We start from the raw sequence: 17,905 nt of genomic DNA, 5'->3' as shown, positions 1-17,905 counted from the left end.
ACGATTGCAAACCCAATTTTGATCATCAACAAGATCAACAACACGTCTATTAGGGAGATGCTTAATCATATTATTAATCTTGTAAACGGAATGGAATCCAGTGAAAAATAAAACCAATAAAATAATATTTTCAACGGTATTATTTCTTATACTAAGCCCAGCCCATGCCGAAGACATCACCATTGAGCATCTCATCCCGCCAGGGTTCTCACCGGTTGAAGAGCACAATACATTGCAATTACTGGGTATATTGGATGGTAAAACACTTCCCGCGCCAATTGTTTACTCAGAAGAAATGCAACAATTAGCCTTCGATAAGAAAAAGTATCAGCTTAACAAGATAGATGATAAATCAATATTGCTATTAAGCGAGATCTTACCTCAGATTCCATATTTACAGTGCAAAACGGGTTGTGACTATATTTTGTCAGGTCATAACATCATGCTAGATAAAGTTAATAATGTCATCACTATCAATAATAATAACAACCGCTATCTGATGCCATCCACGACATGGGGGTTGGTGCATAACCAATCTTTTGACCTGCGTATGACGGCAAAAAACTACCGTGCTATGTCGGGTCGTGGGCAAGGTTATATTGGTTTACCTTTGCAATCTTATGGCTTTGTTAATTGGTTTTATAACACCACCCGCTCGAAGAATAATTATCAGCAGTGGAATCATCCTCAGTATCAGCACTACACCCAAAAAGGCATTGATAGTGGCTATCTACAGAAGAATTTTAAAGCACTCTATTTGCGAGTAGGGAAGCAAAACAATCTGGATAACAGCGCAGGGAGTATCAATACCCTCATTAATCCAGCCTTAAACCAATTTATTACCTTGGGCAGCCAAAGCTATTTAGCGCTAGATAAACCTTCTATAGGCAGCTTGGTGTTATATGCCACTGCAGAGGGGGATTATGAATTTTACCGCGATAACCAGCTTATTCGCCGTATTCCAGCCCAGTTGGGCCGCAATGAAATTAACTATAACCAGCTCCCAGGTGGCTATTACAACGTTAACATTCGTTTAGTGGGCCACACTGGCCGCATCGTCAGTCAAGAAAGCCAAATCATCAGTAATATCAGTGCACAAACCCACTATGGCTGGTTTGTCACTATGGGTAAAAGCAGTACTCGCAATCATCAAACCCCCCCTTACTTAGTGCAATTTGGTCGCAGTATGAAGATTGAAAACCTGCAAACCAATATCTCGCTGCTTAAAGACAATGCCCAGCACTGGGCTGCTGAAGGGAATATATCTCGCCCATGGGGTTTCGCTGACCTAACTATCACCCCTAGTCTCGGCATGATGTCAGGTGAAAAACACGGTGGTGGTTATCTGCGCTTAAACGGCGGGAATACAACATTAGGGTATTTCTCTGTCGCCCGCTATCAGACTCCCGATGTATCTATCTATGCGCCAAACTACGGCAGTACATCGGTTTCTTATAGTCGCCGTTTTGGCCCGACTCAACTCAGCTATCAATTTAACCAATATCAGCATAATAGACAGCATCGGGTTCAAAGCAGTTGGGATTGGCGGCAACCACAATTTGGCCTGAATTTATCGCTCGGCATACAGAAAGGGAGCCAATGGATCAGCCTAAATAGTGCGAGTGGCGGCCGTACTAACGATTACAGTGTTTTTCTCAACACGACGCTCTCGCTACGCCAAAGCAGTGCCAATATCAACAGCGCTTATGCGCAACAGCAATTGACCACCAGTGCCAGTTATCAGAAGGAATTCACTGATAGTCATGGCAGCAGCTCTTTTGGCATTGATGGCAGTACCAGCAGGAATAGCCAAAGTATCGGTAGCTTTGTGCATCGTACTGGTAGCCGTGGCGATGTTTCCGCCCGAGCAGGTATCGATAGCAAAATAGCCAATGGTGGGTTCAGTTACAACGGGATGTTAGCCATTAGTCCGCAAGGGATGGCTCTGGGCCGTAGCAGTTATAGCGGCTCTGCCTTACTGATTGAAACGCCTGAATTATTGGGTACGCCTTATAGTTTTCAGGCTGAAGGTTATCCCATCAATGGTGGAGGCCTTTACGCCATTCCCCTTCCCCGCTATCAGGACCGCTACTTTATCCGGACCCATAATGACCGCAGCGACCTCGATATGCATATCCAGGTGCCCGTCAATATCGTGCGCGCTCATCCAGGGCAAGTCTTTTCCAGCAAAGCAGATATTACGTTAGAGCTGCTTTATAACGGATTCCTCAAAGATGTTAATGGGTTACCGGTGACAGGGGTCATTCAGGAAACAGGTGATAACGTCCACCCAAATGGGTTGTTCTCAATCAGTTCCAACACCCTTTTAAGCAACATTACTGTCCAAAACGGTTCAACCTTATATCGCTGCGATATGCGCCAACAGCGTGATCATGTTTATCGCTGCGACCTCGCTCAGTCTCAACAGGAATTACCATGAAAAATATTAAGTTATTATCAATCGCTATTTTGCTGTTCAACCCGATAACCACGGCTTATGCCCAGCTAGTGGCGATCCCTACCCGTACAACAGTTGAAGCACTTGATCAACACCGCACAATTCAAGTTTACAATAGCGGTGATAAGCCCCTTTATTTAGATATCTCGCTATTACGGGTTGATAATCCCGGCGCAAATTCAGAGAAAAAAACGCCAATCAGTCATATTTCTCAACCTGAAATCATTTTTAACCCTAGTCGAATTACGTTAGGGCCCAAACAGAAACGAGATATCAAGCTGTTACCACTAATATCACCGGAACAGGAAACCCTATATCGACTTTATATAGAGCCAATTGTCGAAACTAAAGTCACTGGCAGCAGCACAGATAAAAACAAGATTCACGCGCCCATGACCATCAGTATTGGTTACGGTGTCCTCATTCACCATGTGCCGCCGTTATCAGCACAAACACGCCATTGGCAACATCAATGCTTGCCTGACAACAGCCTAATACTCAGCTCTACGGGCAACGTTCACAGTAAATTTACAGAACTCACCTCTCAAGATAAAACCAAAATAGCGAATAGCTTGAATGTATACGCCAGTACACCGATTACCTTGCCAGTCAAACAGCTTAGCGGGAGGGTAAACAATGAACCTTTTGATCTTCGTTGCAGCTAGTTTGCTGCCATTTTGCGCTTTTGGGGCAATCGATATTCAACCCCATGTGCTGGAGATGCGGCAAGCCAATGCGGTGGTGAATGTTATCAATCACAGCCTGACGACCGAGTATGTCACTGTTCAGTTGTATCAGATCAATAATCCCGGCGTATCACCCGATCAAGAGTCATTAACCCCTGTTGGCGAACAGTTACAACCGTCGCTATTTGCGGCTCCCGCTAAGTTAATCTTGGGTCCTAAACAAAGTGGAAGAATAGTGCTGAAAGCCCTCAAGACTCCGGAAAAAGAACAGGTCTATCGGTTATCTGTGGCGCCTGAAAAAAACCTGCATATAAGTGGAGGCCATGGGGCGGTCTTAGGGGTGCAACTAAGCTATATGGGATTGGTCCGGTATTTACCGACCTCACTAAAACACCAGTGGAAGCACCGCTGTATCAATGGATCAGTCGAATTACACAACTCGGGAAACTCCCGCTTACGGTGGCACAAGCTCAATGTTAAAGACCAAAAAATAGATGATTTTAACCTCTATCCCGATCAACGCCGACAACTGGAAACCGATAGGATCAAAGGCATGATTGAGGATGAACCCTTTAACTTACAATGCAATGTTGAATCGAACACCGCGGATTAAAGTAAGGAACGTGATGAAGATAATGAAAATAGGCACCTTATTCCTACTCTTCTTTTGGCAGCCCGTGTTAGCTGTGGTACCGATTCAACTAGGGGAGATTGAGGTCAAATTAGACGTTACCGCAAAACCCAGAATCGAGATCGAAAAACCCACGGGTGGCTGGTATAACCATATAAAGCTAAGCCATCACCCAGAAAATATACGTCTATTTCAGGCGGAGGTTCCTGTCAGGGTAAAACTACGACGGCAAGACGGATTCAAGGTTTCAATCAAAGCACCATTAATACTCTGTCAGGAAACAAAAACTGCACATTCAGCACAACACTTTTTCTCACCAGCCAAAATAAGCTGGGGGAAAGATCGAGCCAATTTAAAACTATTATCGGTTACGCCAGAAGTATTCACGATAAATAAAGGTTCTGCAGGGCAGACTATGACTGATTATCTATTGCATATTTCAGCATTAGCCCCCAATGGACAAGATATTGCGGGTAAATATCATGGGCAGCTTACATTAATATTTGAAACAAACAGCTAATCGTCATGGAGTGACACAAAGTGAAAGTTAAGAATAAATACTTATTTATTGGTCTAATACTCTCAATAGTCGCCCCCACGGCGATGGCGGAGCCCTACTTTTACAATAACTATGTCAAAAGTTATTCCAATTGCTCAATAAAGGTATTAGATGATAATAGCGTGGACATTTCTTTTCGGGTAAATCTAGCCGATAATCTTTTTAATCTCCAAAAAGCAGGAAAGCATTTACGCCAGTGGCAAGAATTAATCAAGTCAGAAAGAATTATCCCATTGAGCCGTAACAATGCGCTGCTTTCACTGTATTTCTATAATACCGACGGTTCGCCAGTATTAAATACTCAATTTGGTGATATCCGTGATCTAAAGATCAATGGTGTTTCACCTGAAAAATCAAATAATACCCTCAAACAAATTATATTTCATAGTGGTTCTGCTGCATTCAACCAACCCTACTATTCTGTGTCATTCAACGTGGCAGCCAATGTACTCAAGAGCATTAGAGTCGGAGCGACGGTGGGCGGTATTCTCATTGCCAGCTCAACTAAGCAAGAATATTTTCTGCTCTCATCAAAAGGCGTTTCATTTAACTCATTAGGTAATCAATGCGAATCATTTGATCCACAACTCGGTATTGCGCCACCGACATTAAGCGTTGATCCAAAATTCCGCTTAACCTCGGAAACATGGCAATTAAAACCAGTAGACTTGGACCATTTGCTTGATAGCATTGCCAATGGTCAATCCTTTCACGCCCCACTCGTTAACCCAATAGTAAGTAGGTTTTGTCTCCATTATCGTTCTATGGGAGTCAGCGGTTATCGCTATATGATTAAGGCTAGTAATCTAAATGGGTTAGCGGGGAATAATCAGTATTTTCAATTAAAAGAAAAAGAAGGCCATCACACTATTCACTACAAAGTGAGAATGAAAAATGCTGACAATACTGAAGCAAACTTCGAGTTGCCAAAAGACCAAAAATTCATTCGGTTAGATAAAAATAGCGATATGGAACAGATGTGCTGGTCACCCAGAATGCGACTTTACCCTACAGATACCAGCACCAATATAGGCCATTATAGCGATACGCTGAATTTTACCATCACCCCTGAAGCGTAATGTACGCTAGTCCTAAAATAGGTCAGCAAACAAGTCGCCGCAGCAAAATTTCAAAAGGTATTCACGTTGGTAACAACCATAAGGCCCGAAAACGGGCCTTATCAGTGAAGGATGCTAAACCAAATTTTTAACCGCCAAGATACGCTGAACGCACGGCCTCATTTGCCAGTAAAGCTGCGCCGGTATCTTCCAAAACAATACGCCCATTCTCCAGCACATAGCCCCGGTCAGCCAATTTTAGCGCCTGATTTGCGTTCTGCTCAACCAAGAAGATGGTCATACCTTCTTCCCTTAACTGTTGAATAGTATCAAATATTTGCAGGATGATAATCGGCGCTAACCCCAGAGACGGCTCATCCAAGAGCAGCAACTTAGGCTGGCTCATCAAAGCACGACCTATCGCCAACATCTGTTGTTCACCACCGGACATCGTTCCTGCCCGCTGAATACGGCGCTCAAACAGCCGTGGAAACAAATCGTAGACCCGCTCAATGCGCTGCTGATACTGCTGGCGATCAGCAAAAAAACCGCCCATCGCCAGGTTCTCTTCCACTGTCATCCGAGAAAAGACGCGACGACCTTCCGGTACAATCGCGATCGCTTCGCGCATAATGCGAGCTGTCTGCCAGTCGGTAATATCCTGCTCACCGAAGATGATACTGCCCTCAGTCGCGCGAGGTTCGCCGCACAAGGTCCCCAGCAAGGTCGTTTTACCTGCGCCGTTGGCACCAATCAGGGTAACGATCTCGCCCTGCTGAATATGCAAACTCACCTGATGTAGCGCCTGAATTTTGCCGTAATGGGCTGAAACTTGATTAAATGACAACATGTTATGATTATGCCTCGCCCGCTTTCCATTTACCCAACATAAGCTTACTCACCTAAATAGGCCCGAATCACATCCGGGTTATCACGGATTTCAGCGGGTTTGCCTTGCGCCAACGGCGTTCCCTGATTCACGACATAGATGCGGTCAGAGATACCCATTACCAGTTTCATATCATGCTCAATAAGCAGCACTGAAACTTGATGCTGGCCTCGTAACTCCATAATCAACTGATTGAGTTCATCCGTTTCTTTTGGGTTCAGGCCTGCCGCGGGTTCATCAAGCATCAATAACTCGGGACGAGTGACCATGCAACGAGCGATTTCCAAGCGGCGTTGCTGACCATAGGCCAGATTCCCCGCCTGTCGGTTTGCCAAGTCGAGTAACCCGACTCGCTCTAGCCAAGTTGCTGCACGTTCTAGTGCGTCAGCTTCCGCACGTCTAAATGCTGGCGTTTTCAGCAAACCGGCAAATATGCCACTTTTCAGGTGCTGATGTTGCGCCACCAGCAGGTTCTCTATCACCGTCATTTCACGGAATAAACGCACGTGCTGGAAAGTCCGAATCACGCCCATACGGGCAATCACCTGGCCTGGCAGCCCTTCCAAATGACGATCACGTAACTTAATCGTGCCGCCCGTCGGACGATAAAATCCGGTCAGGCAGTTAAAAATGGTGGTTTTACCCGCTCCATTCGGGCCAATCAGCGAGACAATTTCCCCCTGATTAAGGGTCAATCCCACGTTGTTGACCGCCAGCAATCCGCCAAACCGCATTGACAGCCCTTCAACAGCTAACAAAGGTTGCGTATTCATGCTTTCTCCCCTTGTTTCGCGTCAATATCAGCAACTTTCAACTTCAGTTGTGGCCGTTTCATCGGTAACAACCCTTGCGGACGCCAGATCATCATCAACACCATCAATGCACCTAACAACAACATGCTATAAGCATTGAGGTCACGCATTAATTCACGTGAAACCACCAGCAATATCGCAGCCAAAATAACCGCGAACTGTGACCCCATCCCACCAAGAACCACAATCGCGAGTACGAAGGCTGACTCAACAAACGTAAAGGACTCAGGGCTAACAAAACCTTGCCGTGCGGCAAATAATGTCCCCGCAAAGCCAGCAAAAGCAGCACTGATGGTAAATGCCGTCAGCTTAATTTTGGTTGGACTCAGGCCCAGTGAGCGACAGGCAATCTCATCTTCACGCAATGCTTCCCATGCCCGGCCTAATGGCATCCGTAGCAGTCGGTTAATCACGAACAAGGTCAAAATCACCAGTAACAGCGCCACCATATACAGGAAAATGATGCGATCACTTGGGTCATATGTCAGGCCAAAGAAATTATGGAAGGTATCCCAACCGCCGTCTTTTGCCGTGCGACTAAATTCTAAGCCGAACAGCGTAGGCTTAGGAATTTGGCTGATCCCATTTGGGCCACCGGTAATTTCTGTATTATTGAGCAGTAAAATACGGACAATTTCACCAAAGCCGAGTGTTACGATCGCCAGATAATCCCCACGCAAACGTAATACTGGGAAGCCCAATAAGAAACCAGACAGCGCGGCGACAATCCCTGCTAGAGGTAAACTCTCCCAGAAACCTAAGCCGTAATAGTGATTGAGTAACGCATAGGTGTAGGCACCAATGGCGTAAAAGCCACCGTAACCCAAAACCAGTAAACCAGACAGGCCCACGACGACGTTCAATCCTAGCCCGAGCATGACGTAAATCAGCGTCAAAGTGGCAATATCGACTGAACCTCGAGACACCAAAAATGGCCATGCGATCGCGGCAACAATAATCGCTGCGGCTATCAGTTTTTGGCGAGGGGTGGTGCCGTCGAAACTAGGCAGTACCCATGCGGGGCCTGAGATTTTTTTGATACCTTGTTGGATGACTGGACGCACCAATTGGAAGAAAAAGACTACCATACATGCTGCGCCAATCCACAACCAACGGACTTCTGACGCGCCTTGCACAATCAGTTTAGTGCCATCTAACTGCAACTGTAGCCCCATCACGAACGAGGCGAGAACGAGCAAAACAAAGCTGGAGATAATGGCGTTAACGAAGTTGAGTTGTTTCATACTTTTTCAACCTCCGGACGGCCTAAGATCCCAGTTGGCATGACTAACAACACAACAATCAGTAATGCAAATGACACTGCATCTTTGTATTCAGTGCTGAGATATGCAGAGGTCAGTGCTTCAGCTACGCCCAAAATCAAGCCGCCAATCATCGCACCTGGAATGCTGCCGATACCGCCCAAGACTGCCGCAGTAAATGCCTTCATACCGGCCATAAAGCCAATGTATGGGTTAATCACGCCATAGAACTGACCCAGCAACACCCCTGCAACCGCGGCCATCAATGCCCCGATAACAAACGTCAGCGAGATAACCCGATCCGTATTGATGCCCAGCAAACTGGCCATTTTCAAATCTTCAGCACAGGCGCGGCAAGCGCGGCCCATACGGGAATAGCGGATAAATAGCGTCAGCGCCAACATGGCGAGGAAGGTGACAATCCAAATCGTCAACTGCATGGTGCTGATGGTCGCAGCGAAACCATTGACCTCAGCCAATGTCCACTGCCCCGTCACCAAGCTTGGTAGCGCCAGATCTCGTGAACCTTGCGTCAAACTGACGTAATTTTGCAGGAAAATAGACATCCCGATCGCAGAGATCAACGCAATTAAGCGCTTAGAGCTGCGAACCGGCTTATAGGCCACTCGTTCGATGCTCCAGCCATAAGTACTGGCAATCACAATGGAGACCAAGAACGCACAGCCGATCAATAGCCAGCTTGCATCGATCCCCATCATCATCAACGCGGCGATCACGATAAATGAGACGTAGCTGCTGATCATATACACTTCGCCATGAGCAAAGTTGATCATGCCAATGATGCCGTACACCATGGTGTAACCGATGGCGATCAGCGCATAGGTGCTGCCCAACGTCACGCCGTTGAACATTTGCTGCAGAAAATAAAGAAACTGCTCTGACATACCCTAACCCTTTGATTCACTTACCTGGCTGCCCTAGCCAATCGCGTCTAATCTACTGTGTGCAGAAGAGAAAAATCCCCCCGGAACGTGGGGGGATGCAATTGGTTGAAGGGGACGGGTTGTTACATAAACAACCCTATAACTTGATGTTTCTAATATTATTGTTATTTGACTGCGGTAGATGAACCATCCGCATGCCATTCAAAAATACCGAACTCAAACCCTTTCAGATCGCCTTTCTCATCCCAGCTCAATGGACCCATTACCGTTTCAACCGGTTTGCCGGTTTTCAGATCTTTGACCAAATCGGCTGGTTCTTGGCTACCGGCACGGTCCATCGCGGTTGTCAGCGATTGCAGTGCGGCATAAGTGGTCCAGACGAACGGGCCAGTTGGATCCAGTTTTTTCGCTTTCAGCGCGTCAACGATAGGTTGGTTAGCCGGAACTTGGTCATAACGTTTCGGTAATGTCACCAGCATGCCTTCAGAAGCGTCACCCGCAATGTTAGACAGTGAGGAGTTGCCCACGCCTTCTGGTCCCATAAAGCGAGCGGTCAGACCTGCTTGCTTAGCCTGACGCAGGATTTGACCCATTTCTGGGTAGTACCCGCCGAAGTAGACGAAATCGACGTTTTCTTTCTTCAGACGAGCGACCAATGTAGAGAAATCTTTATCACCGGCAGTCACACCTTCAAACAGCACAGGCTCTGTACCTTGCTTTTTCAGGCTATCACGCACTGAACGCGCCAGACCTTCACCATACTGCTGCTTATCGTGAACCACCGCGATACGTTTAGGTTTGATGGTTTCAAGGATGTATTTGGCGGCAGTTGGGCCTTGATCAGAATCCAAGCCGGTGGTGCGCATAATCATTTTGTAACCACGAGTGGTCAGATCAGCGTTTGTCGCGGCTGGGGTGATCATAATCACGCCTTCATCTTCATAAATATCTGAAGCAGGCTGAGTAGAAGAAGAGCACAGGTGGCCGATAACATAACGAATACCGTCGTTAATGACTTTGTTCGCGACAGCAACAGCTTGTTTTGGGTCGCAGGCATCATCGTATTCCACGCCGACCAGTTTATTGCCGTTAATTCCACCTTTGGCATTGATGTCAGCAATAGCTTGACGTGCACCGGTAAATTCCATGTCACCGTATTGGGCAACCGGACCGGACATTGCGCCAACAATGGCAACTTTAATGTCTTCCGCCAGAGCAGAATGGCTCATCGCCATCGCGATACACCCAGCCAGCAACATTTTACCTTTCGTTAATTTCATCCGCGAATTCCCCATCTGTCATTGTGAACGTGCTTGTTGTGTTGGTCTTAACGTTTTATCGTGCTGCAACGTTTTATTCATATGTAATAATGATTTAGTCTCAAAAGTGTAGCTTTTTTCTAATAAGACTTTATTTTTCATGTCATTAAACAGGAGTTTTATGCTGTAAATCAACTAAGACAAGCAGAAACAAGCGGTGTAAACAGCATAAAATTAGGATTAAATTGAATGGGTTTTACTCAAATGATAGTGGCTTATGCTGCTTATGTGATCATTTACTCAGTTAAAACTCGGAAAATGCAGTATCGAAAAAACATTTTCTCCCACTGACGTACAGAAAAACTTACACAACACTCTGGTCTGTGATCTAGTACAATAAACCACAGCACAATATCCTTTACTTTTTTATGGTCTCTCGACGATGAAACTGACAATTGAACGACTCACCACCCTTACTCATCAAGATCTTATCGATTTAGCCAAGATTTGGCCGGAGCAGCAGCAAGCTAACTGGCAACAGTGGATTAGCGATGGTAAGCCACTCTTTGCGGCACGGTTCAATGAGCGTCTACTCGGAGCTGTGAAAATTGTCGTGGATGGCCAAGAGGCCAGACTAGAGGATTTATGTGTCAGGGAGGTGACTCGTCGTCGGGGTGTAGGGTTATACCTAATTGAAGAGGCGCTACGCCAGCTACCATCAACTCAACACTGGGTGATGAGTGACGAGCAGGTCACCGCTGAAAATCTCGCGGCCCTTGAGGGTTTTATGCTCGCCTGCGGATTTAGCCGTGATAATCAGGGATGGCAGCGATAATTAGCCGCCAATATCAGAAAAGCAAAAGGGCGATATCACTATCGCCCTTTGTCATATCACAATCGCTGTTACGCCCTATTAGGCTTCAATTGCCATACGTAATTTTTTCATCGCATTTTTTTCTAACTGGCGAACACGCTCGGCAGAAACGCCGTACTGATCGGCCAATTCTTGCAACGTAGACTTGTTCTCATCGTCTAGCCAACGTGCGCGGATAATATGCTGGCTCCGCTCGTCCAAGCCTTCCAACGCATAAGCCAGTTTGTCTGCTGCATGGTTATCCCAGTTATCCTCTTCAATACCATCGGCAAAATCAGAGGTTTTATCCTGCAAATACAGGACTGGGGCCATAGATTGGCCATCACGTGCTTCGTCATCTGGAGAAGGATCGAACGTCATATCCTGAGCGGACATACGTGATTCCATCTCGCGAACATCTTTACTGGTCACACCCAGCTCTTTGGCAACCAACTCGACTTCATCTTGGTTAAACCAACCCAGACGCTGTTTGGTTTTACGCAGATTAAAGAACAGCTTACGCTGAGCTTTTGTGGTTGCGACTTTAACAATCCGCCAGTTACGCAGAACATATTCGTGAATTTCTGCTTTGATCCAATGTACCGCGAAGGACACCAGACGCACCCCAACTTCAGGGTTGAAGCGACGAACCGCTTTCATCAAGCCAATATTACCTTCTTGGATAAGGTCAGCTTGTGGCAAACCATACCCAGAATAATTACGGGCAACATGAGCGACAAAGCGCAGGTGAGACAGGATAAGCTGTTTAGCCGCTCCCAGATCGCCCTGGTAATGCAGCCGTTCAGCCAGCTCCCGCTCTTCCTCTGCTGTCAGCATTGGATAGGCGTTGGCAGCCCGAATATAGGCTTCCAGACTACCTTGGGGTACTAAGGCTAAAGTTTGCATTTCTTTGGTCATTCAAAACCCTCTCATTGCATTTGGCTTATAGTGCAGATTTCTCTCAGCGCAGATATTTTAGCATCTGCTTATGCAGATTCAAGCGCTGGGCACCTTATCATTTCACTGTGTTGTTCGACCGGATGTTGCCATAAAAGTTCAAACTGGATCACATTTTTTGCAGTGGATCGTCACAGGAAACTGGCTGTGTGTAGCAGGAAACATCGATATCATTTAGTGGTAAACAGAGCCTCTTTTCCTGCGTTAACTGAGCACCGCAGGAAAAGAGTATAACAAACATTCTTTATTGCGGTGTAAATCGGCGTAAATGTTGCACCGTTGCCAACCAAGCAGCGATCCAGCCAATCATGGCGGAGATCAACACCAGCAGTAGGGATTCATCCCAACTTAAGCCATGTAGTGTAAAGCTCGTGCCGAACACCGTCGCCACTTGCGTGACCACCGAGCCTAACTTCCACACCAGTGCTTCAGACAGAATCAGCGACAGCACCGCACCACCGAAGCCCAGCATCGCCCCACCGTTCAGGAAGGGCCGTAAAATGAATCCATCAGTCGCGCCAATGAGCTTCATCACATTGATGGTATCGCGACGGCTGAAGATACTGAGCCGCACACTGTTACCAATGACCAAGAACACTGCGATCACCATCAAGACGCCAATCATCGCCGCAACTTGACCCACTAACCCCGTCAACGCAGCCAAGCGGGCAAACCAACTGTCATCCATGCGAACTTCAGCGACACCCTCGACTTTGCTCACTCTGTCACGCAAGGTGTCCAGTGTGCCCGAGCTTTGGAAATCCAGTTTAGGAGTGATGATGGCAACCGCTGGCAACGGGTTTTCTTCCAGCATATCCAGCGCACCGCCAAAACCTGACCAGTTACGGAACTCACCCATCGCTTCTTCTCGCGACAGATAATTGACTTTCTCAACACCGGCTTCTGCTTTCAGTGTAGTGACAACATTTTCAGCCGCGTTATCATCCAGTGCCTTATCCAGATAAACCGTCAATTGTGGGGTTGGATACCATTGATCCGCTGCCTGGCTGACGTTTTTCCACACGATATAACAGACACTTGGCAGTGTCAGCGAGATAGCAATAACCATCACCGTTAGCAGCGTTGCTAAGGGCTGACGCATCATATCGGCAATCGCATTGACCCAAGAATAGCGCCACTGTTCGCGCCACCCGCCTTTCAGCGCCTTGGTTTTTGCTTTTTGTGCATTATTCGCCATGATGCGCTCCTAACATCCGCCCCTGACTTAACGTCAGAATGGGGTAGCGCCGCCTAGCAATTAACGACGTATCATGAGTCGCCATCAAGACAGTCACACCCACACGGTTAAACTCTTCAAATAAGCGCAAAATGCCTTCAGAAAGTGCATCGTCCAAGTTACCAGTGGGTTCATCCGCCAGTAATACCGCGGGTTTATTCACTACCGCACGAGCAATACCGACACGTTGCTGCTCACCACCGGAAAGCTGAATCGGGAAGTTCTTCGCTTTATCCAGCAGACCAACTTTATCCAGCGCCGCAGACACCCTACGGCGAATATCTTCCGTGCTCGCACCGGCGATAATTAGAGGCATAGCAACATTGTCGTAAACCGTTCTGTCCAATAGCAGATGGTGATCTTGGAAGATCATCCCGATCTGGCGGCGCAAGAACGGCACTTCGCGGTTTTTCAAGCGGCTGATATCGTGACCACCGAACCAAATATGGCCAGCACTGGGGCGCTCGATACCACAAATCAGTTTCAGCAGCGTACTTTTCCCTGCCCCTGAATGGCCGGTTAAAAACGCCATTTCCGCTGGACGCAGGTGAAAATCGACCCCTTGCAGCGCCTGCCGTCCGCCTAGATAAGCTTTACTGACCTGTTCAAAGCGAATCATCCGTATTAATCCTCTCGGGCAAAAAGAGCCTCAATAAAATCGTCAGCCTTGAATGGCCGTAAATCTTCTATACCTTCCCCAACACCGATATAACGGATAGGGATACCAAACTGGTCTGCAATAGCAAAGATAACCCCGCCTTTAGCGGTACCATCCAGTTTAGTCAGTGTAATCCCAGTCAGACCCACTGCTTCATTAAAGAGTTTTGCCTGACTGACCGCATTTTGTCCGGTACTGGCATCTAACGTCAGCATAACCTCATGTGGGGCATCGCCGTCCAGCTTTTTCATCACGCGGACAATCTTCTTCAGCTCTTCCATCAGATGCGCTTTATTCTGTAAACGCCCTGCGGTGTCGGCCAGTAACACATCAATACCACGGGCTTTAGCCGCCTGAATGGCATCGAAAATGACCGACGCTGAGTCTGCACCGGTATGTTGAGCAACCACGGCAATCTTGTTGCGCTCACCCCAGACTTGAAGCTGTTCTACCGCCGCGGCGCGGAATGTATCACCCGCAGCCAACATCACCGATTTACCTTCTGCTTGGAATTGACGCGCCAGCTTACCGATGGTGGTTGTTTTACCCACGCCATTGACGCCGACCATTAAGATGACATACGGATTTTTGCCACGGACATCCAATGGTTTATCTACTTTAGCCAGAATTTCGGACATTTCCTCTTTGAGCTTGCCATAGAGTGCTTCGGCATCTTTTAATTGCTTCCGGCTAGCATGCTCAGTTAACGAGGAAATGATTTTGCGGGTCGTTTCAACGCCAACGTCGGCGATCAGGAGCTGTTCTTCCAGCTCATCAAAGAGATCGTCGTCGATTTTCTTACCACTGAACAACCCCATAAAACCAGAACCGAGATTCTGTTTGGTTTTAATTAAGCTGCGTTTTAATCGCGCGAAGAAACCCTCTTTCGTTGGCCGCTCCTGTTCCTGTACGGCAACTGAGGCAAGGACGTGTTCAGGTTCTTCTTCTGGTTCAATATCTTCTTCTACGTCTTCTTCGGCGATAACGTCGCCAACAATCGCTTGCGATGCCGATGTTTCGGCCACATCGATAACAATATTCTCTTCTGTTATTGGCAATTCTGGCGCGCTAACCGTGCCTTCATCCCACTGTGCAACATTATCGCTCTCCTGCTGATTTGCAGAAAAATGATGCTGCAAATACTCAGGTTCGGTAGAGAAATCAATCGGCTCATCAACGACTTGTGCTGTTGGTTCAACCTCGACTTCCGGCAACGTTTCGGCGGCGGCTTCACTGATAACAGCACTGTCCCACTCACCTAGTGTGACTGCGGAATGTTCGGCTATCGGTTCGCGTGATTCAGCGTCTTCAACGGAGGCGCTTTCAGGAACAGCTTCAGCATGTTCATCGCGGATAGCTTGCTCATTGGTGATCGGCGCTTGTTCGTTGATCGGCCGCTGTTCGTGGATAGGCTGCTGCTCAGCTTCACCAGCAACACTCTCTTTATCAGTAGCCAATGGCTCTGCTGTTTGTTCTTCACTCTGACGGCCAAGACCCAGCCAGGAAAAAAATCCGCGTTTTTTTTCTTTTGCCATTTTGGACTCTAATTACTTTGGGTTTACATAAATAAGATAATAGTTCGCCAGTCTATCACTTTCCCCTGAACAGCAACACGCGCACGATGCTGCTTTCTATTGTGAATTCAATCAGGAAAACCTTCTCGAAACGGATTAACGCTGTTGATAAGCAACTCACCCCATCACGCTTCATGGTCGACGAGGATATAACCTTTCCTCAGCACTGCACACATAGGTAGAATAGAACCAATTCATTTATTCAGTGCTGCAATACTGGCCAATTTTCAAGCAAAGCGACTTATGGCAAAGCGACCAACAGCAAAAGACAAACAAGCACCACAACAGTCCGCAGGACAAATCCGTATCATTGGTGGCAAATGGCGGGGGCGTAAATTACCTGTCCCCAATAGCCCAGGCCTGCGCCCCACCACAGATCGCGTCAGGGAGACGCTATTTAACTGGCTTGCCCCTATGATTCAGGGTGTTCGCTGCCTTGATTGCTTTGCCGGTAGCGGTGCTTTGGGGCTAGAAGCGTTATCCCGTTATGCTCGCGAAGCTACGCTGCTGGAATCTGACCGGTACGTTGCGAAACAATTGAGCAATAATCTGTCGTTACTGAGCGCCGAAAATGGGCAAGTTGTGAATACCAACGCGCTTCAGTGGTTAGCTCAACCAGGGCAACCTTTCGATTTGGTCTTCCTTGACCCCCCTTTTCGCCAAGGCTTGTTAGCTGAAACCATCAATCTGCTGGAACAATTTAACTGGCTGACTCCCGAGGCTTGGATTTATGTCGAAGCCGAGGCCGAAAGCGCGGCCACCGATGTTCCGGCCAATTGGCAATTGCACCGTGAGAAGATTGCGGGACAAGTGGCCTATCGCCTCTATATACGCCACCAAGAGACTCACCGAAACGCGGACTCAGTTGAAGAACAGGAGCAACACCATGTGGATTAATCTCGGTCGCTTATTGATGTTAGGGGTATGGTTCTTCTTACTGCTGAATCTGTTTCAGCCGTTCCCTTCCCCCTTAAAGTATTTTATCAATGTTGCCATGATATTCATGGTGTTGATGCATGGCCTGCAACTGGTTCTGCTCAAGTCAACTCAGCCGAAAGACCAACCGATCAGCGGCTTGCAACAGTTTAAAATTTTTGTGTTCGGCGTATTCGAATTACTGGCTTGGCAAAAGAAACAACCACCACTGCCTAAAAAATAATCCGCCGTGACATAACAACGTTCTGAACGATTATTTCTAGGCTGTTACCATGTGATTAACTGTTGTCATGTAATTAACTGTTGTCGCGATTTAGTTTGGGACAAAACCAATATAGCGGGTGCCTTGTAAACGTAATGTTCCCTTTGCACCTTGCTCTATACGGTTGAATTCCTGCTGCGGTACGATCATTTTGATTTTACTGTCAGTTGAAGCATCGATGCTGCTGAGAAGCGGCTGGAAATACACCTCATAGCGTTTTTCTTCTGCAACAATCTCTTCACGCTGACGGGAGCGGCGATTAGGTGCCAACACTTCCCGCTTTTCCGCTACTTCGACTTGCAAACTACGTACTGGCGAACGATCGTTTTCTGCATCCTGCTTTTTTTTCTGCCAATACTGGCGAGTCGCTAGAACCGCGATCAACACCACGACTGCAATCAATAATAAGGGCGGTTTGCTCATACGGTATTACCTGAAAAATCTTGTTCAAACGTGAGTAATGAGTTTTTTGACAGCCCTTAGGGCTTATTGCCGGGTAAATAGGGGAAACTCATCACATTGCTGCCCAATTCAGAGATCCGCGCGCTGCCTTTTTCCGTCACAGCATCAATACGAATCACGGAATGCAGAGGGATATAGCTACGGTTAACGCCCGAAAACTCTGTTTTCAGTTTTTCTGTTGAAGGGTCCACCAGCAGTGTTGATTGGCTATCGAAGACAAAATCAGCAATCTCAATAAATCCAAATAGGGTACTCGGCCCGATTTCTCGAACATAGAGCTGATAATTCTTACCGTTATTAATAAATTGAATACGATAAAGTAACTGTTCATTAGCCATGGCGTTATCTGCCTCTATCCCTTGATTTAGCGGAATGAAATCGGCGTTAACATATCATGTGGGTCAAACAAGACCAAGACCCACACAGGCTGATTCAACCGCGATATCT

Annotated in this window: 19 protein-coding genes; 8 read left to right on the top strand and 11 right to left on the bottom strand. The window is 47.1% G+C overall.

The annotated features are described in order from the left end of the window. Positions 1-100: 100 nt before the first annotated feature. Genes BN68_RS21275 through BN68_RS21255 form a run of 5 tightly spaced genes read left to right on the top strand, consistent with a single transcriptional unit; the run spans position 101 to position 5,413 of the window. On the top strand, positions 101-2,440 hold the full coding sequence (locus tag BN68_RS21275) for a TcfC E-set like domain-containing protein (protein WP_019213204.1): 2,340 nt from the start codon (positions 101-103) through the stop codon (positions 2,438-2,440). Further along, on the top strand, positions 2,437-3,123 hold the full coding sequence (locus tag BN68_RS21270) for a fimbrial biogenesis chaperone (protein ID WP_019213203.1): 687 nt from the start codon (positions 2,437-2,439) through the stop codon (positions 3,121-3,123). The genes BN68_RS21275 and BN68_RS21270 overlap by 4 nt, the downstream gene beginning before the upstream one ends. Next, complete coding sequence (locus BN68_RS21265; RefSeq protein WP_019213202.1) at positions 3,095-3,757, top strand: hypothetical protein; 663 nt, start codon at positions 3,095-3,097, stop codon at positions 3,755-3,757. The genes BN68_RS21270 and BN68_RS21265 overlap by 29 nt, the downstream gene beginning before the upstream one ends. Before the next feature lie 13 nt (positions 3,758-3,770). Continuing rightward, positions 3,771-4,295, top strand: a complete 525-nt coding sequence (locus tag BN68_RS21260; RefSeq protein WP_019213201.1) for a hypothetical protein — start codon at positions 3,771-3,773, stop codon at positions 4,293-4,295. A gap of 20 nt (positions 4,296-4,315) precedes the next feature. After that, entirely contained in the window at positions 4,316-5,413 is a 1,098-nt protein-coding gene (locus tag BN68_RS21255; RefSeq protein ID WP_019213200.1) for a hypothetical protein, read from the top strand. Between the two features lie 127 nt (positions 5,414-5,540). Here BN68_RS21255 and livF read toward each other — a convergent pair whose 3' ends face one another. The 5 genes from livF to BN68_RS21230 form a co-directional block, all read right to left on the bottom strand. Then, the gene (gene livF, locus BN68_RS21250) at positions 5,541-6,242 is read right to left on the bottom strand and encodes a high-affinity branched-chain amino acid ABC transporter ATP-binding protein LivF (protein WP_019213199.1); all 702 of its coding nucleotides are present in this window, start codon (positions 6,240-6,242) and stop codon (positions 5,541-5,543) included. A 44-nt stretch (positions 6,243-6,286) separates the two neighbouring features. Next, a complete protein-coding gene (gene livG / locus BN68_RS21245) occupies positions 6,287-7,054 on the bottom strand; it encodes a high-affinity branched-chain amino acid ABC transporter ATP-binding protein LivG (RefSeq protein ID WP_019213198.1) in 768 nt (255 codons plus the stop codon). Continuing rightward, positions 7,051-8,337 (bottom strand): high-affinity branched-chain amino acid ABC transporter permease LivM, encoded by a 1,287-nt coding sequence (locus BN68_RS21240; protein WP_019213197.1) that lies wholly within the window; start codon positions 8,335-8,337, stop codon positions 7,051-7,053. Before BN68_RS21240 ends, livG begins: the two co-directional genes overlap by 4 nt. After that, positions 8,334-9,260 carry a high-affinity branched-chain amino acid ABC transporter permease LivH gene (gene livH / locus BN68_RS21235; protein ID WP_019213196.1) on the bottom strand — a complete coding sequence of 309 codons (927 nt, stop codon included), beginning with the start codon at positions 9,258-9,260 and terminating at the stop codon, positions 8,334-8,336. The genes BN68_RS21240 and livH overlap by 4 nt, the downstream gene beginning before the upstream one ends. Positions 9,261-9,424: 164 nt before the next feature. Then, positions 9,425-10,540 (bottom strand): branched-chain amino acid ABC transporter substrate-binding protein, encoded by a 1,116-nt coding sequence (locus BN68_RS21230; RefSeq protein WP_019213195.1) that lies wholly within the window; start codon positions 10,538-10,540, stop codon positions 9,425-9,427. A gap of 421 nt (positions 10,541-10,961) precedes the next feature. Between BN68_RS21230 and panM the strand changes: the two genes are divergently transcribed. Beyond that, complete coding sequence (gene panM, locus BN68_RS21225) at positions 10,962-11,354, top strand: aspartate 1-decarboxylase autocleavage activator PanM (RefSeq protein WP_019213194.1); 393 nt, start codon at positions 10,962-10,964, stop codon at positions 11,352-11,354. Positions 11,355-11,432: 78 nt separating this feature from the next. Here panM and rpoH read toward each other — a convergent pair whose 3' ends face one another. The 4 genes from rpoH to ftsY form a co-directional block, all read right to left on the bottom strand. Then, positions 11,433-12,290: an RNA polymerase sigma factor RpoH gene (gene rpoH / locus BN68_RS21220; protein WP_019213193.1), complete on the bottom strand. Its 858-nt coding sequence runs from the start codon at positions 12,288-12,290 to the stop codon at positions 11,433-11,435. 283 nt (positions 12,291-12,573) lie between these two features. After that, entirely contained in the window at positions 12,574-13,527 is a 954-nt protein-coding gene (gene ftsX, locus BN68_RS21215; RefSeq protein WP_019213192.1) for a permease-like cell division protein FtsX, read from the bottom strand. Then, the gene (gene ftsE / locus BN68_RS21210) at positions 13,517-14,185 is read right to left on the bottom strand and encodes a cell division ATP-binding protein FtsE (RefSeq protein WP_019213191.1); all 669 of its coding nucleotides are present in this window, start codon (positions 14,183-14,185) and stop codon (positions 13,517-13,519) included. Before ftsE ends, ftsX begins: the two co-directional genes overlap by 11 nt. 5 nt (positions 14,186-14,190) lie before the next feature. Further along, on the bottom strand, positions 14,191-15,759 hold the full coding sequence (gene ftsY, locus BN68_RS21205; RefSeq protein ID WP_019213190.1) for a signal recognition particle-docking protein FtsY: 1,569 nt from the start codon (positions 15,757-15,759) through the stop codon (positions 14,191-14,193). Positions 15,760-16,041: 282 nt separating this feature from the next. Here ftsY and rsmD point away from each other — a divergent pair, with 282 nt between their 5' ends. Beyond that, positions 16,042-16,695, top strand: a complete 654-nt coding sequence (gene rsmD, locus BN68_RS21200; protein ID WP_019213189.1) for a 16S rRNA (guanine(966)-N(2))-methyltransferase — start codon at positions 16,042-16,044, stop codon at positions 16,693-16,695. After that, positions 16,685-16,957 carry a DUF1145 family protein gene (locus tag BN68_RS21195; protein ID WP_019213188.1) on the top strand — a complete coding sequence of 91 codons (273 nt, stop codon included), beginning with the start codon at positions 16,685-16,687 and terminating at the stop codon, positions 16,955-16,957. Before rsmD ends, BN68_RS21195 begins: the two co-directional genes overlap by 11 nt. 90 nt (positions 16,958-17,047) lie before the next feature. On the opposite strand, the gene BN68_RS21190 is transcribed toward BN68_RS21195, so the two are convergent. Next, a complete protein-coding gene (locus BN68_RS21190; RefSeq protein ID WP_042807068.1) occupies positions 17,048-17,419 on the bottom strand; it encodes a DUF2500 domain-containing protein in 372 nt (123 codons plus the stop codon). 56 nt (positions 17,420-17,475) lie between these two features. After that, positions 17,476-17,796, bottom strand: a complete 321-nt coding sequence (locus BN68_RS21185; protein ID WP_004391329.1) for a DUF1820 family protein — start codon at positions 17,794-17,796, stop codon at positions 17,476-17,478. Positions 17,797-17,905 lie beyond the last annotated feature (109 nt).

Source organism: Yersinia massiliensis CCUG 53443, assembly GCF_000312485.1.
GTDB lineage: Bacteria > Pseudomonadota > Gammaproteobacteria > Enterobacterales > Enterobacteriaceae > Yersinia > Yersinia massiliensis.
This window is presented reverse-complemented; position numbering and strand designations above follow the sequence as displayed.